This is a genomic window from Hoyosella sp. YIM 151337, from assembly GCF_026041215.1.
In the GTDB taxonomy this organism is placed as follows: Bacteria; Actinomycetota; Actinomycetes; order Mycobacteriales; family Mycobacteriaceae; genus Hoyosella.
Genome location: NZ_JAPEIQ010000039.1, coordinates 395,851 through 417,568, shown reverse-complemented (window position 1 = coordinate 417,568; position 21,718 = coordinate 395,851). Strand labels below are relative to the sequence as shown.

General features: G+C 61.8%; 21 protein-coding genes and 1 tRNA gene. 9 read left to right on the top strand and 13 right to left on the bottom strand.

From position 1 onward, the window contains the following. Positions 1-59 precede the first annotated feature (59 nt). Positions 60-443 carry a thioredoxin gene (gene trxA / locus ONR57_RS20110; protein WP_265125455.1) on the top strand — a complete coding sequence of 128 codons (384 nt, stop codon included), beginning with the start codon at positions 60-62 and terminating at the stop codon, positions 441-443. Here trxA and ONR57_RS20105 read toward each other — a convergent pair. Beyond that, a complete protein-coding gene (locus ONR57_RS20105) occupies positions 440-1,531 on the bottom strand; it encodes an isocitrate/isopropylmalate dehydrogenase family protein (RefSeq protein WP_265125454.1) in 1,092 nt (363 codons plus the stop codon). The genes trxA and ONR57_RS20105 overlap by 4 nt on opposite strands. A gap of 41 nt (positions 1,532-1,572) precedes the next feature. Between ONR57_RS20105 and ONR57_RS20100 the strand changes: the two genes are divergently transcribed. Further along, positions 1,573-2,082: a 2'-5' RNA ligase family protein gene (locus ONR57_RS20100; RefSeq protein ID WP_265125453.1), complete on the top strand. Its 510-nt coding sequence runs from the start codon at positions 1,573-1,575 to the stop codon at positions 2,080-2,082. Positions 2,083-2,084: 2 nt separating this feature from the next. Here the strand turns inward: ONR57_RS20100 and ONR57_RS20095 are convergent, their stop codons facing one another. Next, positions 2,085-2,243 carry a hypothetical protein gene (locus ONR57_RS20095; protein ID WP_265125452.1) on the bottom strand — a complete coding sequence of 53 codons (159 nt, stop codon included), beginning with the start codon at positions 2,241-2,243 and terminating at the stop codon, positions 2,085-2,087. 92 nt (positions 2,244-2,335) lie between these two features. Here ONR57_RS20095 and ONR57_RS20090 point away from each other — a divergent pair, with 92 nt between their 5' ends. Then, positions 2,336-3,319, top strand: a complete 984-nt coding sequence (locus ONR57_RS20090; RefSeq protein WP_265125451.1) for a GlxA family transcriptional regulator — start codon at positions 2,336-2,338, stop codon at positions 3,317-3,319. Between the two features lie 4 nt (positions 3,320-3,323). Here ONR57_RS20090 and ONR57_RS20085 read toward each other — a convergent pair whose 3' ends face one another. Together ONR57_RS20085 and polA are read right to left on the bottom strand one after the other, a co-directional pair. Beyond that, complete coding sequence (locus ONR57_RS20085; RefSeq protein WP_265125450.1) at positions 3,324-4,442, bottom strand: FAD-binding oxidoreductase; 1,119 nt, start codon at positions 4,440-4,442, stop codon at positions 3,324-3,326. Between the two features lie 2 nt (positions 4,443-4,444). Then, entirely contained in the window at positions 4,445-7,126 is a 2,682-nt protein-coding gene (gene polA, locus ONR57_RS20080; RefSeq protein WP_265125522.1) for a DNA polymerase I, read from the bottom strand. Between the two features lie 293 nt (positions 7,127-7,419). Between polA and ONR57_RS20075 the strand changes: the two genes are divergently transcribed. From ONR57_RS20075 to ONR57_RS20060, 4 genes are read left to right on the top strand one after another with little or no spacing between them, the layout of a single operon-like run. Further along, complete coding sequence (locus ONR57_RS20075; RefSeq protein WP_265125449.1) at positions 7,420-8,757, top strand: branched-chain amino acid ABC transporter permease; 1,338 nt, start codon at positions 7,420-7,422, stop codon at positions 8,755-8,757. 22 nt (positions 8,758-8,779) lie between these two features. After that, positions 8,780-9,766, top strand: a complete 987-nt coding sequence (locus ONR57_RS20070) for a branched-chain amino acid ABC transporter permease (protein ID WP_374116501.1) — start codon at positions 8,780-8,782, stop codon at positions 9,764-9,766. Continuing rightward, positions 9,759-10,751 (top strand): ABC transporter ATP-binding protein, encoded by a 993-nt coding sequence (locus ONR57_RS20065; RefSeq protein WP_265125447.1) that lies wholly within the window; start codon positions 9,759-9,761, stop codon positions 10,749-10,751. The genes ONR57_RS20070 and ONR57_RS20065 overlap by 8 nt, the downstream gene beginning before the upstream one ends. Continuing rightward, positions 10,748-11,542, top strand: coding sequence for an ABC transporter ATP-binding protein (locus ONR57_RS20060; protein WP_265125446.1), 795 nt, complete (start codon positions 10,748-10,750; stop codon positions 11,540-11,542). The genes ONR57_RS20065 and ONR57_RS20060 overlap by 4 nt, the downstream gene beginning before the upstream one ends. 56 nt (positions 11,543-11,598) lie before the next feature. Here ONR57_RS20060 and ONR57_RS20055 read toward each other — a convergent pair whose 3' ends face one another. Both ONR57_RS20055 and ONR57_RS20050 read right to left on the bottom strand, forming a co-directional pair. Further along, positions 11,599-12,942 (bottom strand): ABC transporter substrate-binding protein, encoded by a 1,344-nt coding sequence (locus tag ONR57_RS20055; RefSeq protein ID WP_265125445.1) that lies wholly within the window; start codon positions 12,940-12,942, stop codon positions 11,599-11,601. Positions 12,943-13,098: 156 nt separating this feature from the next. Beyond that, positions 13,099-13,818, bottom strand: a complete 720-nt coding sequence (locus ONR57_RS20050; RefSeq protein WP_265125444.1) for an ANTAR domain-containing response regulator — start codon at positions 13,816-13,818, stop codon at positions 13,099-13,101. Between the two features lie 235 nt (positions 13,819-14,053). On the opposite strand from ONR57_RS20050, the gene ONR57_RS20045 reads away from it, so the two are divergent. Continuing rightward, positions 14,054-14,130 (top strand) — tRNA-Leu (locus tag ONR57_RS20045). Between the two features lie 189 nt (positions 14,131-14,319). Further along, positions 14,320-14,901, top strand: coding sequence for a DUF1707 domain-containing protein (locus ONR57_RS20040; protein WP_265125443.1), 582 nt, complete (start codon positions 14,320-14,322; stop codon positions 14,899-14,901). Here the strand turns inward: ONR57_RS20040 and ONR57_RS20035 are convergent. From ONR57_RS20035 to pyk, 7 genes are all read right to left on the bottom strand, one after another. Continuing rightward, positions 14,836-15,654 carry a potassium channel family protein gene (locus ONR57_RS20035; RefSeq protein WP_265125442.1) on the bottom strand — a complete coding sequence of 273 codons (819 nt, stop codon included), beginning with the start codon at positions 15,652-15,654 and terminating at the stop codon, positions 14,836-14,838. The genes ONR57_RS20040 and ONR57_RS20035 overlap by 66 nt on opposite strands. Positions 15,655-15,739: 85 nt before the next feature. Continuing rightward, entirely contained in the window at positions 15,740-16,756 is a 1,017-nt protein-coding gene (locus tag ONR57_RS23420; protein WP_265125441.1) for an L-idonate 5-dehydrogenase, read from the bottom strand. A gap of 44 nt (positions 16,757-16,800) precedes the next feature. Further along, on the bottom strand, positions 16,801-17,571 hold the full coding sequence (locus ONR57_RS20025) for an SDR family oxidoreductase (RefSeq protein WP_265125440.1): 771 nt from the start codon (positions 17,569-17,571) through the stop codon (positions 16,801-16,803). Positions 17,572-17,602: 31 nt separating this feature from the next. After that, positions 17,603-18,982, bottom strand: a complete 1,380-nt coding sequence (locus ONR57_RS20020; RefSeq protein ID WP_265125439.1) for a GntP family permease — start codon at positions 18,980-18,982, stop codon at positions 17,603-17,605. Positions 18,983-19,144: 162 nt separating this feature from the next. Next, positions 19,145-19,495, bottom strand: coding sequence for a hypothetical protein (locus ONR57_RS20015; RefSeq protein ID WP_265125438.1), 351 nt, complete (start codon positions 19,493-19,495; stop codon positions 19,145-19,147). A 146-nt stretch (positions 19,496-19,641) separates the two neighbouring features. After that, positions 19,642-20,211, bottom strand: a complete 570-nt coding sequence (locus tag ONR57_RS20010; protein WP_265125437.1) for a thermonuclease family protein — start codon at positions 20,209-20,211, stop codon at positions 19,642-19,644. Positions 20,212-20,224: 13 nt separating this feature from the next. After that, a complete protein-coding gene (pyk, locus tag ONR57_RS20005) occupies positions 20,225-21,643 on the bottom strand; it encodes a pyruvate kinase (protein WP_265125436.1) in 1,419 nt (472 codons plus the stop codon). Positions 21,644-21,718 lie beyond the last annotated feature (75 nt).

The window sequence follows — 21,718 nt, the reverse complement described above, 5'->3', positions numbered from 1 at the left end:
CACGTCTGGTTACGTAGGAAGGAGCCCATTTAGGAAACACCACAACGTTAGGACTTAGTGTGGCAACTCAGAACCTCACCCATTCCGACTTCGAATCAACCATCACCAGCAACGAGGTCGTGCTGGTGGACTTCTGGGCGGAGTGGTGCGGTCCTTGCAAGCAATTCGCGCCCACTTTCGAAGCATCGTCGGACAAGCATCCTGACGTGGTGCATGCGAAGGTCGACACCGAGGCTGAGCAGTCGCTCGCGGCTGCTGCCGGGATTCAGTCCATCCCAACGGTGATGGCCTTCCGCGAAGGCATCCTCGTTTTCGCCCAGCCTGGCGCCTTGCCGCCCGATGCGCTGGAGAGCCTCATCACCCAGGTGAAAGACCTCGACATGGACACAGTGCGCGAACAGATCGCCGCGCAGCAAGCAGGCAGCGACAGCCAGCCGGGCTAACTCCAGCGCACCACCCGTGCCAGCACGTTCTCGGTGAATTCGCTCGTCGAGGCAAGGCCGCCGAGATCTGCGGTGGCGATTCCAGCCGTGGTTGTGGCCGCGACCGCGCGGCGAATGCGCTGCGCGGCGCGCCGCAACTCGCGGGCTTTCTCCCGATCACCAAGCCAATCCAGCAGCATCGCCGCAGAGAGGAACATCGCCGTCGGATTCGCGCGGTTCTTCCCAGCGATATCGGGTGCCGCGCCGTGCGCGGCCTGGGCCATCGCCTGGTTTTCTGATGCGTTCAGCGAGGCGGCCATACCTAGTGAACCCGCCAACTCCCCCGCCAGATCTGACAGAATATCGCCGAACATGTTTTCGGTGACGATCACGTCGTAATCACCGCCGCGCACCAGGTGGGCAGCCATCGCGTCGACGTGCTCATCGTCAATCGCCACATCCGGGAAGTCACGTGCGGTGGCGCGGCAAGTTTCGAGAAAAAGCCCGGTGGTGAGCGCGAGCACGTTCGATTTGTGCACGACGGTGACCCGGCGGCGGCGCTGACGCGCAAGCTGAAACGCGGTGCGGGCGATGCGTGCGCAGGCGGGCCGCGTGACCACGGCGACCGCCAAAGCGACGTCTGGGGTGGGCATGAATTCGCCCGATCCCGTGACCATGTTGCGGTCAGCGTAGAAGCCCTCGGTGTTTTCCCGAACGATCACAACGTCCAGATCCGGACGCACAGCGCGCACACCTGGCAGAGCGGCAGCGGGCCGAATGTTTGCGTACAGTCCGTAGCGCTTCCGGATTCGCCCGCCAGGCGCGGTCTCAGCGCGAAACTCGGCAGGGTAGGACGCGTTGTCGTGCGGTCCAAGCAGCCAGCCCGGCAGAGACGCAAGCGCTTCGTCAGTTACTTCGGGGAACGGATTTCCGTGTGTGGTGATCGCCGCTGCGCCGAATGGCAGCGGTTGCCACGCAATCGCGCCCGCTCCGACTGCCCGCATTGCCTCGTCAACGACGCGAACTGTCGCTGGAACGATTTCGCGACCGATGCCGTCGCCCTCCAGAACACCTAGCGGCAGGTCCACCATCTCCTCATCATCGCGCATCGGCTGAGATCGGCCGCGGCCCGGTGCCGCACAATATGGAAATGGTGCAGTCTGTCGAACTGCTCCTCAACGAGGAGCTTGAAGACTCGATCCGGTCGCAGTGGCGCGCTCTCCACGACGCTGGCCTGCCGTGTCAGCCGCTGCATGCGCGGCCGCACGTGACGATCGGGGTGGCACACGAAATTTATCCCCGAATCGAGAGACACATCCCGCGCGCACTCGGCGAGTTTCCTCTTGCTGCCAGGATCGGCGGCCTGCTTGTTTTCGGTGACCGGCGCATGGTGCTCGCGCGGGCCGTCACAACGTCCGCGTCACTGTTGACCAAGCACGAGAGCGTCTACGCGCTGCTGCGGGAGTGCCCCGGGCGTCCTGGCCACATGGCGCCCGGTCAATGGACGCCACACGTCACTCTGGCACGGAAGATGACGCCGCAACAGGTGAGCGCTGCGCTGCCACTGGTGGCGACGCGCAAGGATCTCACTGGCACGTTTGTCGGCGCTCGCCGATGGGATGGCACGCATCGAACGGAAACGATCATCGCCCACGAGTAATGTCAGTGTATGTGTGCCGCAGTCCCCCGCGGTGACTCAGTGTCCCACCATTGCAGGCTGCCGTGCGGGGACTTTTCGAGGTGGCTGTCGTGCGCTCGCCCGAGCAGCACCAGCACGTCAAGCGCGACCAGCAGGACCACGAAAGCGATCAGGATGATCATGCTTCTACTGTGATCCCTTTTGCTTCCCCCTGACAGTGGCAGCAACGCCAATTACAGTCGATTTTCCGCCAGCCGCCGGTCACACTGAACGGATGATTAATAAAGTGGCCGTGCTAGTCCCACCCTGCGCGGAGACTTTCGAACTTGGTGTGGCGTGTGAGGTTTTCGGTGTCGACCGAGCCGATGACGGGCTGCCCACCTACGATTTCTCACTCGTGGCGGCAGCCCCGGGTCCAGTGCGCACACGCCATTACCCGATGCAGATACCGCACGCGCTCGACAAGTTCGCCACCGCTGACCTCATCATTGTCAGTGCCGGTGGTGACGCTGTGAACGCGCCTGGCGAATCAACGGCACTCGCCGCAGATGCCGCCGGGTTGCAGCCAGCGCTCGAGGCGCTGCGAGCGGCAACGCTTCGCGGCGCCGCAGTGGCGTCCCTGTGCACTGGCGCGTTTCTGCTGGGCGCCGCGGGACTGCTCGACGGCCGCCGGTGCACAACCCACTGGCTGCACGCTCGGCGCCTTGCACACCGGTTCGCGGCGGCACTGGTCGACCCGAGTGTGTTGTACGTCGACGATCACCCGATATACACGAGCGCGGGCACCGCCGCGAGCATCGACTTGTGTCTGCACCTTGTGCGTAAATTCCAGGGCCCTGCGGTGGCGAACGGGATTGCTCGGCGCATGGTGGTACCACCCCATCGAGAGGGCGGGCAGGCACAGTTTGTGAATCGTCCGCTCCCGAACTCCAGCGGCTCGTCTCTTGCTCCGCTGCTCGACTGGATTTCGGAGCATATGCGCGACGACCATTCGGTTTCCGCGCTCGCGGCACGTGCCGGTATGTCACCACGCACGTTCGCGCGACGGTTTCTGGAAGAAACCGGCTCCACACCGGCACGGTGGCTCAACGACCAGCGTGTGCTCGAAGCTCAGCGTCTGCTCGAGTCGACGGACTTGACGATCGAGTCAATCGCGGACAAGGTTGGCTTCCGCAACGCAGCAGCGATGCGCATCCACTTTCAGCGGCTGCGACTCACCTCACCCAAGGAGTATCGGCGCGCGTTTACCCGCGTGTGAAACCTTAGCGGAACCGCTCCGGCGAGAGAGCTTCCGGCCGCACAGGGATGTCGGCGGGCATGTCGCGGCCTGTAAGCAGCGCTGCCGCCGCGACCGCGAGGGCAGGCGCCATTTGGATACCGTAGCCTCCTTGACCGGCGAGAAAGCCGAACCCGGGAACGTCGGAGACCAGGCCAGCAACCGGTTCACCGTCGGCAGCGAAGGTCCTCAGCCCGCCCCACGAGCGGCGCACAGTCCGCAGTCCCAGCGTGGTCGCCTTGTTGATCTCTTCCATCGCGCGCGCGATCCCCAGTTCGGACGGCTTCGCGTCACCTGGATTAACTGGGTCCGCGTCCGCGGGTGAGGCAAGAACACCGTCGCCTTCCGGTTTGAAGTACCAGCGCTCTGCCGGGTCACCGACAGTCGGCCCGTCAGCGGTCAGCTTGCCCGGTGCGGGAGACATGAACAGGGTGCGCCGCTTGGGCACGAGGCCCAGGGGCGGAACGCCAGCTTGAGCGGCGATCAGGTCAGCCCATGCGCCCGCCGCATCAACTATCAGATCCGCGTGTACCGTGCCGCCGGGAAGCTCGACAGTCCAACCGCTGCCGTTGCGCTGCAGTGAGCGGACCGCCGCGCTGGTGCGTATTGTTCCGCCCCGCGCCTTGAGGCCGCGTACATACGCCTGGTGCATACCGAGCACGTCTATATCTTGTGCTTCGCTGTCCAGGGCCGAACGCCGCGTCACATCCGGATTCATTACCGGGCAGAGTTGGAGCGTTTCTTCTGCCGTTAAGGTCTCGAGTTCTCCAGGTCCGCCGCTGCGTGCGTCGATCATGCCCGTCAAAGCGGTGTCAGTTTCCTCGTCGACGGCGACCCAGAGAACCGGACGTGGAGTAAGCGGGTGCACATCACCCCACTGGTCCGAGATAGAGCCAAACAGCGGGCGGCTCGCCACGGTGAGCGCACGCACGCTCGGGCCGCCGTAGCTTGGCAGATACGTCGCCGCGGATCGTCCCGTGGAATGAGTGGCGAGCATCGGCTCCGATTCGAGCAGCACAACTGACGACTCGCGTGCGAGTTCATAGGCCACGGAGGCACCAGCCATGCCACCACCGATAATTGCTGCGTCATACGAGTTGCTCATGATCAGTGCCCTGCGCTTTCCCACGAGTTGCCATGGCCCACCGAGACTTCGAGCGGTACTGATAGCGAGTACGCGCCCGCCATTTCGCGTCGCACGAGGTCCTCCACCTGCCGGGTCTCTGACTCGGCAACCTCGAGCACAAGTTCATCGTGAACCTGCAGCAACATCCGCGAGCGCAAGCCTTCCTTCTCAAGCGCGCTGTGCACACGCAGCATCGCGACCTTGATGATGTCGGCGGCTGAGCCCTGAATCGGAGCATTCAGCGCGGCGCGCTCGGCAACTTCACGACGCTGCCGATTATCGCTCGTCAAATCCGGCAAGTACCGGCGGCGCCCGAAGAGGGTCGACGTGTAACCGTCCTTACGCGCCTGCTCGACGACCGCATGGAGGTAATCGCGCACCGCACCGAATCGGGCGAAGTACGCGTCCATCTGTTCCCGCGCCTCTTCGGTGGAAATCTTGAGCTGCTGCGCAAGCCCGTAGGTCGAGAGTCCATAGGCGAGGCCGTACGACATGGCCTTGACCCGGCGGCGCATGTCCGCCGTCACCTCGTCGATGGGCACGCCGAACGCCCGAGCGCCGACGAAGCTATGCAGATCCTCCCCGGTGTTGAATGCCTCGATCAGACCCGCATCACCGGAGAGGTGCGCCATGATTCGCATCTCGATTTGGCTGTAGTCTGCGGTGAACAGCAGGTCGTAGGGGGTGCCGTCGCCTGCTTTGCCCACGACAAAAGCCTGACGGATTTGCCGGCCGGCTTCGGTGCGGATCGGGATGTTCTGCAAGTTGGGTTCGGTTGACGACAACCTGCCAGTAGCAGCGATTGTCTGGTTGAAGGTCGTGTGGATGCGGCTATCGTCAGCCACAGTTTTCAGCAATCCTTCGACGGTGGTTTTCAGCCTGGTGGCGTCACGATGCGCGAGCAGGTGCTCGAGAAAGGGATGCTGCGTTTTCTCGAACAGCGCCGCGAGTGCCTCCGCGTCCGTTGTGTAACCGGTCTTAGTGCGTTTAGTCTTCGGCATCTCGAGTTCGTCGAACAGCACCACCTGAAGCTGCTTCGGGGAGCCCAAGTTGATGTGCTTGCCTATCACACCGTAGGCCGATTCAGCCGCGTCGTTCACCTGGCTCGCGAACTGGCGCTGCAGATCGCGAAGCATTTCCAGGTCGACAGCGATGCCTGCGGCTTCGAGGTCGGCGAGCACGAAGGCGAGCGGGAGCTCCATATCGGTAAGCAGGCTTCCTGACTCGATCGCCTCGAGCTCCCCATCCAGCGCTGCCGCAAGATCGACGACTGCGCGCGCCCGCAAGATTTCACCTTCCGCCTGGGCCCGCTGACTGTCAGCTTCATCCTCGAGCAGTGATAGCTGTCCCTCCCCACCGTCTTCCACGCGGAGTTCGCGGCTCAGATAACGCAGCGACAGGTCGTCGAGATTGAAGCTGCGCTGACCTGGACGGACGAGGTAAGCCGCGAGGGCGGTATCGCTCGTCACCCCAGCAAGCTTCCACCCGCGGCCACGCAGTGCGTGAATAGCCCACTTGACGTCATGAACAGCCTTGGGGACGTCCGGGTCGCTGAGCCACTCCGTAAGCGCCGCATCGTCAGCGGGAGTCAGAGACTCTGGGAGAAGGTAGGCACCCTCACCGTCAGCAGCGGCGATCGCCACCCCCGTGGCATCCGAGCCGTGGACCCGCCGAACCCCCGCGACGGATAGTCCGTGGCGGGCCTCCTTCGTCGCGTGTGCAGCTAGCCAGTCAGCCACCTGGCCCGGCTCGAGGACGCCGCCGCGCACCTCGAAGCCCTCCTCCGCCTCGGGTTCCGGGGACGCCAGAGTTTCGAAGAGGCGGTCGCGCAACACGCGGAACTCTAGGTCGTCGAACAACTTGTGGATTTGTTCACGATCCCAGACACCGATTTCCAACTGGTCCGGCGCAAGCGGCAGCGCGACGTCACGGACCATCTCGGTGAGCTGGCGATTCATGAGCACCGATGAGAGGTTCGCGCGCAGCGCCTCCCCGACCTTGCCGCGTACCGAATCCACCTTCTCAACCAGCGAATCCAGTGAGCCGTACTCCCGGATCCATTTCGCCGCGGTCTTCTCACCCACTCCAGGGATACCGGGGAGATTGTCGCTCGGGTCACCGCGCAGCGCCGCGAAGTCCGGGTACTGCTGGGGCGAGAGACCGTATTTCGCTTCGACCGCTTCTGGCGTGAAGCGCGTCAGATCGGAAACGCCCCGGCGCGGGTAGAGGACCGTCACGTCATCACACACCAGCTGGAGCGAGTCTCTGTCACCGGTGCAGATCAGCACCTGATAGCCCAGCCCGATCGCCTGCGTGGTGAGCGTCGCGATGATGTCATCTGCCTCGTAGCCGGGCTCCGCGAGCACCGGGATACCGAGGGCGGCCAGCACGTCCTTCGTCAGTTCTACCTGGCCCCGGAACTCATCCGGCGTCTTGCTGCGGTTCGCCTTGTACTCCGGAAACGCTTCCGCCCGGAAAGTCTGGCGGGAGACATCGAACGCCACCGCGATATGGGTTGGCTGCTCGTCACGCAGCAGATTGATGAGCATTGACGTGAACCCGTACACCGCATTTGTTGTTTGCCCGCTGGATGTGCGGAAGTTCTCCGCAGGCAGGGCGAAGAACGCTCGGTATGCGAGTGAATGACCGTCAAGCAGAAGCAGCTTTACAGGGACGGCCGGTGTGCTTGGTCTCTCGGCGGCACGCCCAGCGGCGGCGGTCTGCGGAACAACGGGCGGAGTTACTGACGAAGGGCTCACAACAGGTCAGTGTAGGGAAGCACCCTGACAACTAGCCACGCGTAACGCCCTGGCAACACACCGGTGTGTCGAAAGGAAACGATCCCCCGTTACTGTCGCCGGACTGACAATATGATTCGGACAATCCACATCGCTGATACCAGCGCCGCTCGCGGGCCGCGGCCACTTCGGCAAGCCTTGCCAAGAGGAGGAACGTAGTGACGCACACCAGAGTCCCGCGGGCTCCGCGAGCGCCGCGCTCGCGCCGAGCGGGAGCGGCTTCACTGCACGCCCTCATAGCGGGCCTGCTCATCACGCTGATCGCCGTCGGAACGGCAGGCGCCGCGTTTGCGCAGGACAGCGATGAAGACGGTCCGCTGGGCACCATCCAGGGCACCTTGATCAACGCCGGCGATCCGCTCTCCGCCGTCCGGCTCGACGCCATCGACAGCGACGGCGACCGTGTTGCGGAAGCTATTTCGGACGAGCGCGGGCGCTGGTCGATGCGCGTACCACCAGGTGCGTACACAGTTGCGCTCGATGCCGAGACCCTGCCCGCTGATGTTTCGGTCCAGCAAACTGAGCGGTCCGCAACGGTGCGGGCGGACCGGGTCGCCTCGGTCATCTATTCGTTTGGCGATCCACGCACCGGCCTCGAAACCACGTTCGCCGACAGGTTCTTGCGGCTCACCGTAGAGGGCCTGCGGTTCGGGCTGGTCATCGCGATCACCGCAGTCGGCCTGAGCCTGATCTTCGGGACGACCGGCCTTACCAACTTCGCGCACGGCGAACTCGTGACGATCGGTGCGGTCGCGGCGTGGGTGGTGAACGTTAAGCTTGGAATGCATCTTATTCCCGCCACGGGTATCGCCATCATCGTCGGTGTCATCGTCGGCGTGCTTAACAACGCGATCGTGTGGCGGCCGCTGCGCAGTCGCGGCGCCAGCCTCGTCGCCCAGTTGGTGGTATCGATCGGTCTCGCGCTCGCGCTGCGTGCCGCGCTCCTGCTGTTCTTCAGTGATCGCTCGCAAGCATTCGCGACGTTCCAGAGTCAGCGGCAGCAAAACTACGGCCCCATTTCGATCACCCCGGTAAACCTGGCAACGATGCTGATCAGCTTGGCAGTTCTGATCGCGGTAGCGCTCATGTTCAAGTTCACGAAGATCGGCAAAGCGATGCGCGCGGTGTCGGACAATCGCGATCTCGCCGCCGCATCAGGAATCAACGTGGAACGGGTCGTCATGTTCGTCTGGGCGCTCGGTGGCGGTCTCGCAGCGCTGGGCGGAGTGTTGTTCGGGCTGTCTGAACTCAATGGCACCGTGCAGTTCGAAATGGGTTTCAAACTGCTGCTTTTGATGTTCGCGGGCATCATTCTCGGTGGCCTGGGCACAGCTTACGGCGCACTGCTCGGCTGTGTCCTCATCGGGCTCTTGGTCCAGTGGTCCACATTGGTGATCAACCCAGACCTGAAATACACGGGAGGTTTGCTGGTGCTCATCCTCGTTCTGGTTCTGCGGCCCCAGGGGCTCCTCGGTTCCCGGGCACGGATCGGGTGACGCTGACATGACCTTCCTTGGAATTGATTTCGGCGTCGTTTTCAGCAACGCATTCGCCCAATTCGTAGGCCCGCAAGCAATTTTCTTCGCACTGCTGGCGATCGGCCTCAACGTGCACTTCGGCTACACCGGCCTGCTTAATTTCGGCCAGATCGGTTTTGCGCTCGTGAGCGCCTACGGCGTCGGAATCACCGTCGTGATCTACAACCAGCCGCTGTGGCTCGGTCTGCTCGTCGGGATGGCAGCCTCGGTTGTGCTTGCGCTGCTGCTCGGTATCCCGACATTGCGTTTGCGTGCTGACTACCTCGCGATCGTGACGATCGCCGCGTCGGAAATCCTCCGGCTCGCCGCTCGGTCGACGGCATCCGATCAGTACACTCGCGGCACGCGCGGTATTCAGGGCCAGAACTTCGCGTTCCAGGCGATGAATCCGTTCACACCGGGGCGCGAGTACACGATTCTCGGTGTGAAGTTCCTCGGCTCGACACTGTGGGCCATGGTGGTCGGCTGGATACTGATCGCGCTCCTGCTCCTTGTTGTATGGATGCTGGTGAATAGCCCGTGGGGGCGCGCGCTGAAAGCGGTGCGCGAAGACGAGGATGCCGCGCGCGCACTCGGCAAGAATGTCTTCCTCTATCGGATGCAGGCACTTGTTCTTGGCGGTTTCATCGGCGGCCTCGCCGGCATCTTTATCGCGATGACTCAGGCGCTGAACCCTGATTTCTTCTCGACCCAGCAAACGTTCTTCGCGTGGACCGCGATGATCCTCGGCGGCGCCGCAACCGTATTCGGGCCAGTTGTCGGCGCAATGGTTTTCTGGTTCCTTTTCTCGTTCACCGACAATGTGCTCCGCCAGTTGTCTTCAGGACCCGATGCGGTGCTTCCTATCACTGCCCAGCAGGTCGGTGCAGTTCAGATCATGCTGGTTGGCATCCTCCTTGCGGTCCTGATCGTGTTCCGGCCGCAAGGGATAATGGGACGCAAGCGGGAGGTACAGCTCAATGTCTGAACCCAGGCAATCAGTGCGTGCGAACCCATTCGCCACAGTCGCCCGTGAGCCCGGCAGCCCGAAACCTGACCCGATCATCGTGGCTGACAACGTCACTCGCAGCTTTGGCGGTATCCGCGCGGTGGACGTCGCGCATGTCGAGTTTCAGCGCGGCTGCATCACCGGACTCATCGGCCCCAACGGTGCCGGGAAAACCACGCTGTTCAATTTGCTGACTGGTTTCGATCGCGCGGATAGCGGCACCTGGACCATCGATGGGTCCAAGATCTCCCATATGCCCGCGTACAAGGTGGCGCGCAGTGGTGTAGTACGTACTTTTCAGCTCACAAAGGCTCTTTCGAAACTAACGGTCCTCGACAACGTGCGACTCGGCGCGACCGGTCAGACGGGTGAGCGCATGGCCGGCGCACTCATGCCGTGGACCTGGCGGAGGCAGGAAGCCGACATCACAGAGCGCGCCCACGCGATGCTCACACGCTTCAAACTCGACGATAAGGCAAACGACTTCGCGGGTTCGCTGTCAGGCGGGCAGCGAAAACTTCTCGAAATGGCACGCGCGCTGATGGTCGAGCCCACCGTCATCATGTTGGACGAGCCAATGGCGGGAGTGAACCCCGCACTGACGCAAAGCTTGCTGGGGCACATCAAGTCGCTGCGCGAAGAAGGCATGACTGTGGTTTTCGTCGAGCACGACATGGATGTGATCCGCGACGTCAGCGACTGGGTCGTCGTCATGGCCCAGGGATCGGTGATTGCCGAAGGCCCCGCGTCGGAACTGTCAAGCAATTCTGCCGTCGTGGACGCGTACCTGGGCAGCCACCACGACAAGCCGCTCGAGTTTGATGAGCACGGCAATCCGGTCGGCGAGACCGCCGAGATGGTCGCTGAGATGGAGAGCGAGATTCAGGACGTCCTCGAAAGCGGTGGTGACCTGTCCGAGAATCCCCCCGCGACGTCTGACCGCGACAGTGAGGAGCCCCAGTGACGGAACAACGCTCCCCCGCTGAACTCGCAGCGAGCCCGGAAGCGCACGCGCGTCTCGCTGAGGGCGCTCTCATGCGCGGTGACGATTTGACGGCGGGTTACATCCCCGGCGTCAACATCCTCAATGACTGCAACTTCTTCCTGCAGCAGGGTGAGATCGTCGGCATCATCGGCCCCAACGGCGCCGGCAAATCGACGCTGCTGAAGACCCTGTTCGGTCTTATCCCAGTCCGGAAAGGACGAGTCACGCTACGCGGCGAAGACATCACGTCAGCGCCCGCGCATGTGCTCGTGACCAAGGGAGTTGGGTACGTCCCCCAGACGCAGAATGTGTTTCCTTCTCTCACCATCGAAGAAAACCTGCAGATGGGCATCTACCTGCGCTCCAGGAAGTTCGCGCAGCGCTTCGACTTCGTCGCGGGCTTATTCCCGCTGCTCAGTGAACGCCGCCGAGTGAAGGCAGGCGCGCTTTCCGGAGGGGAACGTCAAATGGTCGCCATGGGCCGGGCACTAATGATGGATCCGTCCGTGCTGTTACTCGATGAGCCTTCAGCGGGGCTGTCCCCGATGTTTCAGGACGAGGTCTTTGTCCGCTGCAAGAAGATCAATGCGACAGGCGTTTCGATAATCATGGTGGAGCAGAACGCGCGCCGGTGCCTGCAAGTCTGTGACCGGGGCTATGTGCTCGATCAAGGGCGCAACGCATACACGGACACTGGCGCCAACCTGCTGCACGATCCGAAAGTCATCGAACTCTATCTGGGCACACTCGCTGGCAGCCACGAAACATAGCAAATCGGGGAGTTCCCCGCCGGGTTACCGGTGGTGAACTCCCCGATTAGCAGTTGTCAGTCGATGCTGACGATAATGTAGTCCTCGACCTCGAGGAGCTGGTTGTCGGGGCCGAACTCCAGCACACCGTAGGACCCGATGCCCGGTTCACCGGCAGGGCGGAATTCCAGGTCGCCCGTCACACCGTTGTAGTTGATGTCCTGTCCGTCGGCGATCAGGTCGCGGCACTCCGCGAAGGAGGTGCAGTCCTCCCCGTCCTGGGTGACACCGTTGATCTCAGCAGCAATGTCGACGCCGTTGGTCGATGCGGCGGCCTCAGCGGCAAGCGCCGAGATGATGACCGCATCGTACGCTTCCGCCGAATACTGCAGGTCAGACAGCGTAAAGCCAGCCTCCTGACCGGCTTGGCGGACACGCTCTTCGAAGTCGCCGCTCAGCGCCGTTTGCGGAGCAGTTCCCTTCATTCCTTCGAGCAGCCCAGCCGGGAGACCTTCGCCCAAGGCGTTGCCCATGTTGCCGTCAGTGCCGTAGACGAGTTTGTCCTGCGGACCGATTCCGACCTCTGCCATGCGGGTGATGATGCGCTTGCTCTCGTCGAACCCGATCACCGCGATCCCATCGGGATCGAACTGGGCGATGCGGTCGATCTCAGCGTTGAAAGACTGGGCGTTCGGGTCGTAGATGATCAAATCAATCTGATCACCCGCGATGCCAGCCTCCTGCAGGAAACGCTCGGTGTTACGGGCGAGCCCCGCACCGTACGGGTCGTTACGCGCGAGGATGGAGACTCGCTGCACACCGTCTCCGGCCATCATCTGAACGAGCGCCTGGGATTGCAGGACGTCGGTGGGTGCCGTCCGGAAGTACATGCCCCGATCCGGATAGCACACGAACTGGTCGGAGGTGTTTGCTGGCGAGAACATCACCACGCCCGCGTCGACAATCTTGTCGATTACGCTTAGTGACACGCCCGACGATGCGGCGCCCACGATGACCTGCGCACCGTCAGCAAGCAAACGGTCGACGGTCTGGTTGGCAATGTTGGTCGTAGTGTCCCCGGAGTCACCCTGGTTGATGCTGACGGGGCTCCCCAGCACGCCCCCAGCTTCGTTGATTTCGCTCACGGCAAGCTCAGTTGCCGCGATTTCCGGTGGACCAAGGAACGCAAGGTCGCCGGTTTGTGGCAGCAGACCTCCGAATCGCAGTGGATCGGTCGAAGGATTGCCACTCGGTTCGGCTTGGGGCGGGTCGCAGTCAGTCTCCGCGAGCTCAACCTCTGTAAGGTCACTGCCGGTTTCCGTATCAGCTGCTGTGTCGTCGGTTTCCGTACCGCAGCCGGCGAGCACAAGCGAGGCTGCGCCCGCGACTGCGGCGAGGCGGATCAACGTGCGTTTTGCCATCCGAAGTCTCCCTAGATCCAGTTATGCCGTGATGCACCGAGCCATCGGGCTGCTGTGCGGTGCATCACGGTCTAGTTCGGGAGACTAGCGCTGATTCTGTTTCGGACAAGAAAGACACACCGTCCGTCACACGACCTTAATGCCGGTTTCACACCCCTACTTGCCTGGCTTCGGCTTCATGGCAAGCGTGTCGATGACAACCTGCGCGACAACCTTCATCGTGGTGCGGCGGTCCATGGCCGCACGCTGAATCCACCGGAACGCTTCTGGCTCCGTCATGCCGTGGGCGCTCATGAGCGCACCCTTGGCCCGATCGATGAGCTTGCGCGTCTCCAGACGGTCGGTGAGCTCACCGACTTCTTTCTCCAGCGCTTTCAGTTCAGCAAAACGTGTGGTGGCCAGTTCGATGGCGGGAACGAGGTCGCCCTGCGTGAAGGGCTTGACGAGGTAGGCCATCGCTCCGGCGTCGCGAGCGCGCTCAACGAGTTCACGCTGACTGAACGCGGTCAGTATGACGACTGGGGCGAGCCGTTTCGCGGCGATTTCGGATGCTGCATCGATCCCGTCACGGATCGGCATTTTCACGTCCATGATGACGAGATCTGGAGTGAGTTCCTCCGCGAGCTCGACCGCGCGCTGCCCGTCGCCTGCTTCACCAACGATGTCGTAGCCCTCGTCGCGAAGCATTTCGGTCAGATCCAGACGGATCAGGGTTTCATCTTCCGCGACAAGAACGCGCCGCACCGGCCACGCAGGCGCACTCTGATCAGCGTTGGAAGCCGGATTTTCCACCGGATCCGTTGCCTCAGAAGCGATTGCACCCTTGACGCTGGCCTCAACACTGGCTTCCGCGTTCGAAGCCTCGGAGCCCTTCATCGACACCTGTCCCCTTCACGACCATTCACTAGTGATTTTTTGCGGAAAACTTCCTTAGTTCGACCGCATAAAGAGGGTACCGGTGGACCGGGGGTCAGCGCGATCCAGAGATCGTCTACAGTGATGTGCTACAGGCGCCTTCCGTCCGGTAACCTGTCTCTCCGCACACGGAGTGATGACGCTTGCCGGAAGATCTCACCAAGCCCCGGAAGCACCTGTGAGCGTCGCGGCACTGGCCCTCGTAGCCCAATTGGCAGAGGCAACGGATTCAAAACCCGTCCAGTGTGGGTTCGAGTCCCACCGAGGGCACCAGGTCTGCCGCGAGTCACGCATTCGCAATCAACAATATCGATCTTGTACTGACCTGGGCGTACACCTTAGGCGAACAGAGTTTTTCTGTGATACTTGTCACATAATTTGCTCCGGCGGCACCTGCGCCACATCCGGCGTGATGCGACGGACGCCGCAGTCACGGGTATTCGAGGCCGATATTGTGGAGGGATGACCACCGATCCCGACCGTAAGAACCTGAGGGCCTCTGATGCCGATCGGGAATCAGTCGCTGCGCTACTGCATCAGGCGTCGGGCGAGGGCCGGATTTCGTTTGCGGAACTCGACGACCGCCTGGCAAAGGTGTACGCAGCAACGACCTACGGAGAACTCGAGCCCCTGATTGATGATCTTCCCATGGGTCTCCCAACGCTGGGACGCCAGGAGCCGGACACAGTACGCCTGACGGCGACCGTCAACGATGTGCGCCGTGAGGGCCGCTGGAAGGTGCCTCGCCACATCATCGCGAAGACGGAGATGGGCAACATCCACCTGGATTTCACAGAGGCCGTCCTGCCCGTCGGCGAGGTTTTGGTAGAAGTTGAATCTAAGTCGGGCGGCGTTGTCGTGATCGTGCCTGACGGTGTTCCGGTCAACGCTGAGGGAGTAGGACAGGACACCGGAGCCGTGACGAACGATGTTGCGGATGACACATTAGGGCTGTCCCGAATCCGCGTCATCGGCCATTCAGGAATGGGCGATGTCACCATCCGCCGCCCCCGGCGACGCTGGCGCCTGTTTGGGCGCCGCTGACGCTTGCCGCGCGTCGGCTAGTTCCCGAGTCAGCTCGCCGATGAGGTTTTTGAGTTCACCAATACGGGCGTCAACATGATCCACCTGCGCGCGGGTTGCGTTCTCGTTGGCTTCGTCTTCTTCGCTCACGCGTTTGACGATTGTCGACGCGAGCAGTCCGGTAATGACACCGATCAGACTGATACCGCCGAACATCAGCAGCACGGCGATCAGGCGGCCCCCTGCTGTCACAGGGACTGTGTCGCCGTACCCCACCGTCGTTACGGTCACGATCGACCACCACACGGCGTCCCCGTAAGACGTAATTTCGGCATCGGCCGCCCCGCGTTCGGCGTCAAGAACTGCCAGCGACGCCATGAAGATCAGCAGTGTCGCGGAGGCCACTGCGTACGCGGCTAGCCGCCCGTGCAATGTGCGCCCAACTGATGCTTGGAGGCGGTGGAAGATAATCAAGAGCCGCAGCAGTCTGAGCGGCCGCAACATAGGCAGCAGCACGATAGCGAGCTCAGGTAAGTTGCGCACGAACCACCGGCCGCGCCGCTCGGCACCTGCCAGTCGCATCAGATAGTCGACGACGAAAACCACCCACACCGCGATCATCGTCAACTGTGCTGGTAGATGTAGGGCGCTGTCGGGCATCAGCACAATCAGCGCGTAGGCGCCGATATATACGAACGCTGACGCGATCAGCACCCATTCAGACGCGTGGATGCGCTCCGCGGAGTTGGGCGCGGAAGAACTAGTCTGACTCACAGGGAAATGGTGTCATGGCCGCGAGCCTGCGCCAGTGCCGGTTTCCCACTGCTTCGTGCCAGATCCAGATGTCTAAACTCGGCGGTCACACGTCTGACAGCTTGAGCACCACCTTGCTCGACACCGACGCGTCTGCGGCAATGTCCAACGCCACGCCCGCTTCAGCCAGCTCATAGGTGTGCGTGACAACCGGGTCGAGCACACTCGTTGCGGCAAGCAGCGCGATGGACTCGTCGAGCTCTGTGCTGAAGCGAAAAGCACCCAGGAGATCAATTTCTTTCGCAATGAGTGCTGAGAGTTCCATCGGGCGCGGTCCCGGCGCAAACATGCCCAGTTGCACGACGACACCTCGTCGGCGGACCGCAGCAAGAGCGGGCCCGATCGCAGACGGCGCGCCCGATGCCTCGATTGCGACGTCGAAGTACTGATCCGGCAAGGTATCCGAGCCGATTCGCACCGTGTGGTCGACACCGACCGCCCTTGCAATCTGCAATGGGTGATCAAGGAGATCCGTCGTCCACACCTCAGCCGCCCCCGCAGCCTTCGCCGCGCCCGCTGCGAGAATGCCGATAGGGCCCGAGCCTCCGATGAGCACCTTCTTGCCTGCGACACCGCCAGCGCGATTGAGCGCGTGCAGTCCCACCGCCAGCGGCTCCGCCAGCACTGCGCGTTCCAGCGGGAGTTCCTCTGGAAGCACACGCAATTGGTCTAGTCGGACGACCATATACTCCGAGAACCCGCCCTGCGTATGCGGAAACGTGGCGGCAGAGCCGAGGTACCGGCCATTACGGCACACGTTCGGCACTTTTGTGCCGCACTCCGCACACTGACCGCACGGCGACGCCGGATGAATTGCAACATTCGTGCCAGCTGGAATTGTTTTCGACGGATCGTCGGCGACCTTCCCAACAACCTCATGCCCCAGAACTAGTGGCTCCCGCAATGCGAATGCACCAACTGCCCCATGCCGGTAGTAATGGATATCTGACCCACAAATGCCGCCATGGGTGTTGCGAACGAGGACACTGTCAGCTGGAGGAGATTCGAGTTCGATATCGTCGAGCCGAAGATCTCCGGCCCCGTGGGCCACAAGTGCTTTCACTATTCTGCCTTTTCGCTCTCGTCATTTACCCGGAGATTCGCTCGTCATAGCACCGAAAGCATGCCGCCATCGACGTAGATGACCTGGCCGTTGACGAACTCTGACGCGTCCGAGGACAGATAGATCAGGGTGCCTACCAAGTCCTCGACCTTGCCCCACCGCCCGGCGGGAGTGCGGCCACGCACCCAGGCGGAGAACTTTTCGTCGTCGACGAGTGCACGCGTTAGTTCGGTTTCGAAATAACCCGGACCGATAGCGTTCACACAAATCCCGGACCCCGCAAGGTCCGCGCACAAGCCACGAGTGAGCATCTTTATTGCACCCTTCGTTGCTGTATACGGCGCAATCCCCGGTCGTGCTAGCTCAGACTGCACAGACGCGATATTGATGATCTTCCCTCGCCCGCGCGGCACCATTTTTATGGCGACCGCGCGGCTGACAAAGAAAGCGCTCGTCACATTAGCCGAAAGGAGGGCGTGCCAATCTTCATCGGTGAATTCGGTGATTGGAGCACGCCGTTGCATACCAGCGTTGTTAACACAGATATCCAGCGGCCCGATCGTCTCTTCAATATGCTCCACACCTGCGGAGACCGCGGCGGAGTCCGTGACATCAAATGCCACGGCATGGACATCTGCGCCGTACTTCTGCCTGATCTCTTCCGCGGCGCCTTCCAGTGCAGCCCCGTTGCGAGAATTCAGCACAACCGTCACACCGGCCTGAGCGAGCCCCTCAGCCAGAGCTCGTCCAATGCCACGCGAGGAGCCCGTGATCAGAGCCCGTCGCCCCGAGATATCGAATAGTGAGTTGATCATTTGTATGCCTTTCCGCGAATCACGGGCGCACTCACGCGATGGCGAACATCGCAGCCGCGATCCCAAAGCCCATCAGCGAAATCAGTGTTTGCAGAACGGTCCAGGTCTTGAGCGTTGTCTTCACGTCCATCCCCAGGAATCGTCCGACAAGCCAGAAACCTGAGTCATTGACGTGGCTCGCGAAAACGGATCCGGCAGCAAGCGCGAGGACAATCGCAGCAAGCTCAACCGCGTTGAAGTCCGCAAGCATCACCGCTGGCTGCACCAAACCGGCAGCAGTAATCAGCGCCACCGTTGCGGAGCCCTGAGCGACGCGCAACGCCGTGGAAATGAGATACGCCGCGACGATCACCGGGAGTCCCAGGTCGCCGAGCGCGTCCGAGAGGGCGTCACCGATACCGCTCGCACGCAGAACTCCACCGAACATGCCACCAGCGCCGGTGATCAGGATGATCGCACAGACCGGCCCCAGTGCGGAGTCGATCAGTTTTTCGACAACGTCCGGGCCGCGTCCACGACGCACCCCGAGTACATAGATCGCCACGAAAACTGTGATCAAGAGTGCAACAGGAGTCGAACCAATGGCGCGCGCGAACGCAAACCACTCTGCCTCACCGTCGACCCAGCCCGCTGCACGAGCAGTGTCAAGACCGGTATTCATGAAGATCAGGACGAGCGGCAGGAGGAGCAGCAGAATAACTGTCCGCGCGGCGGGCGGGTTTTCGTCATGCTCAGCCTGGGGCCCGCCTGCCAGGATGTCACGGACCGGCAGAACAATCTTCTTACCTACCCAGATACCGAACAAGTAGCTGGTGACGTACCACGTGGGGATCGCGATAACCAGACCGAGCAGCACAACGAGGCCGACGTCGGCGCCTAGCAGTTCCGTTGCGGCGACAGGACCAGGATGCGGCGGCACGAAGATGTGCATCACCGAGAACGCACCGGCGACGGGGAGGCCGTAGCGCAGGATGCCGCCGCCTAGCCGCCGCGCCACGGTGAAGAGGATCGGAAGCATCACGACGAAGCCCGCATCGAAGAAGATCGGGAAACCGAAGATCAATGACGCAACGCCCAGCGCAAACGGAGCGCGATGCTCACCGAACTTTCGGATCAAAGCGTCAGTGAGCGCCTGTGCGCCGCCACTGACCTCAACGAGGCGACCGAGCATTGCGCCCAGACCGACGAGCAGCGCCACTGCGCCGAGCGTACTGCCGAAACCTTCTGTGAGCGTCGGGATTACGTGAGCCGATGGAATTCCTGTCGCAAAGGCTGTCAGCAGGCTGACAAGAACAAGCGCAAGGAATGCATGGACACGCAGCTTGATGATCAAGAACAGCAGGACAGCGACAGCACCTGCAGCTATCGCGAGCAACGAACCAGCACTGAGCGTCTGCACCCAGTCGTTCATGACTGCCCTCCTGAGTGAGGTGTAGATGTAGGCACGGAATTTAACCCCTCTGCGAAAAGGTACTATCTTTGGTTGTGAAAGATATCACCTTATAGCGGGGGTTGTGAAGACGCCCTCACGCGCGGGTTCGTTCCGTCCGCGGCGACACGCCACGGGACATGCTCAGGGATGGGTGATGTCGTGATCCGCAAGCCGCGGCGGTGCGGGTGGCCGTTCGGCCGCCGCTAACCGGCTCATGTCGTGGAACCACAACTCAGTTTCGTAGTCAGACAACTTGCGCGCGACGCACGCGCCAGTAGCGATCCACCAGAACGGAATGTGCTGACCGGTCAAATCTGACCGGTCAGCGAGGCGCTTGACCACGTCACGCAGGAGCCCCAGCGCTCCCACGTAATCATCAATCCGAATTAAGGCCTCAACTTCGCAGACGTAATCCGTGAAGTGCATTCCATCGAGGTATTCGGCCGTATATCCGGCCGTCCATCGATCATCGAATGAATTCCACGCATCCATTACCTGTGGGCGGACCGGTTGATTTCGCTCCGAAGCTAGGTGTCCGCTTGACCTCCTGAACACAGTTTCGCGGAAGAATCCTCGCGCCGTGGCGGAATTGCGCCGCTTGCTTGGTGCAAGCTTTAGTTACCAGGACAGAATTGTCTTTACTCGACAACTCCTGCGCACGTATCGGCGTGCCATAATCCGCGGTCGCTGGCCGCAGACTCGTGTTGCGCTTGGGTGAAGAGGTCGCGGTATCGGTAGGGCGCACTGTAGGTATATTCGTGGCCAAAACCGTCCCGGATCATTTCGTAATTCAGCATCCGGTCGCCGTCGAACCACACGTACGCGAGTTCTCGCCCAAATCTGTCCTGGCGCCCCTGTGAGGGATCGTATTCGAGATAGACATCTTTTCCGCCGACGAGATCACGGGCGTGTTGTGTGGCTTCATACCCGAAGCACTGAACAGGCAACCGGGGATGATTAGTTTCGGGCGCATCGATCCCGATGAGCCGCACGCGGGCTGACTCTCCGTCCACGACGACGCGCACAGTGTCGCCGTCGACTACCCGGTCCACGGCGTAGGGCCCTTCTGCCGTCGCAGGGCGGGTCAGTCCTGGCCCGTCGACCGTACGCACTGAACCCGGCTGGCTGCCGGGGTTGCCCGCACCGCATGACGCGATCATCAGCACGGCGAGCACTATCCCGGCGGCAGCCCCAAAATGTTTAAGCACTAGCAGCGGCTTTTTAGTGGTCGTCTTCGCCAATCCGGTGCACGTGGATCAGGTTGGTGGAGCCGCTAGTTCCCGGCGGCGCTCCAGCGACGATCACCACACGGCCGCCACGACTGTAGCCACCGATATTGAGAAGAGCCTCATCGACTTGCCGGATCATCGCATCGGTAGTTTCCACATAATCGACGGTGAACGTTTCGGTGCCCCACGTCAGGGCCAGTTGGCTCCGCACGTCAGCCACCGGCGTCAGTGCGACCAGTGGGAGGTGAGTGTGGAGGCGGGCGAGCCTGCGCACTGTGTCACCCGACTGTGTGAACGCGACAAGGGCTTTAGCCTCGAGCCGCTCCCCAATCTCACGCGCTGCGTAGGAAATCACACCCCGCTTGGTGCGCGGTACGTGAGTCAGTGGCGGCGCTTCCGTGGACTCAGCCTCCACAGCGACGACAATCCGTGACATCGTCCGCACCGCTTCCAATACGTATTGGCCCACAGATGTCTCGCCGGACAACATCACCGCATCCGCACCGTCGAGGATCGCGTTCGCGACATCCGACGCTTCAGCGCGGGTAGGGCGCGCATTGGTGATCATCGAGTCGAGCATCTGGGTCGCGACGATGACTGGTTTCGCGTTTTCACGGGCCACCTGGATGGCACGCTTTTGCACCAGCGGCACCTGCTCGAGGGGCATCTCGACGCCGAGATCACCACGGGCAACCATGATCGCATCGAATGCGAGGACAATCGCCTCGAGGTTTTCGATAGCTTCCGGTTTTTCCAGTTTCGCGATCACCGGCACGCGGCGACCGACACGGTCCATCACGTCATGGACAAGTTCGATATCGGACGGGGAACGAACAAAGGAAAGCGCAATAAGGTCTACGCCCAGTTTCAGGGCAAATTCAAGATCTTCGACATCCTTGTCCGACAACGCCGGGACAGAGACGTTCATACCGGGCAGTGACAGGCCCTTGTTGTTGCTGACAGGACCGCCCTCGACGACCCGGCACACAACGTCCGGCCCTTCGACCGCGGTGACAACAAGACCAACCTTCCCGTCGTCTACGAGCAGCCTGTCGCCTGCACGAGCGTCAGCAGCGAGCCCCTTGTACGTGGTGGAGACACGTTCATGTGTGCCTTCGCAGTCGTCCACACTAATGCGGATCTCCTCACCACTTGCCCAGGTAGTACCACCTTCGGTGAACCTGCCCAGGCGGATCTTAGGGCCCTGGAGGTCGGCAAGAATACCGATATTGTGACCGGTTTGTTCGGCTGCCGCACGAACCATTTTGTAGTTGGCTTCATGGGTGGCGTGGTCGCCGTGGCTCATATTGAGCCGAGCAACATTCATGCCGCTTTCGACAAGTTGACGGACCTTTTCCGGGGTTCCCGTTGCGGGTCCGAGGGTACAGACAATTTTTGCACGACGTTTCACCCCCCAAACCTTAGTCCGGGAGAGACCGACGTTCTACGTGTATCCACAGTATGGACAGTGAACACCCGTCGCATA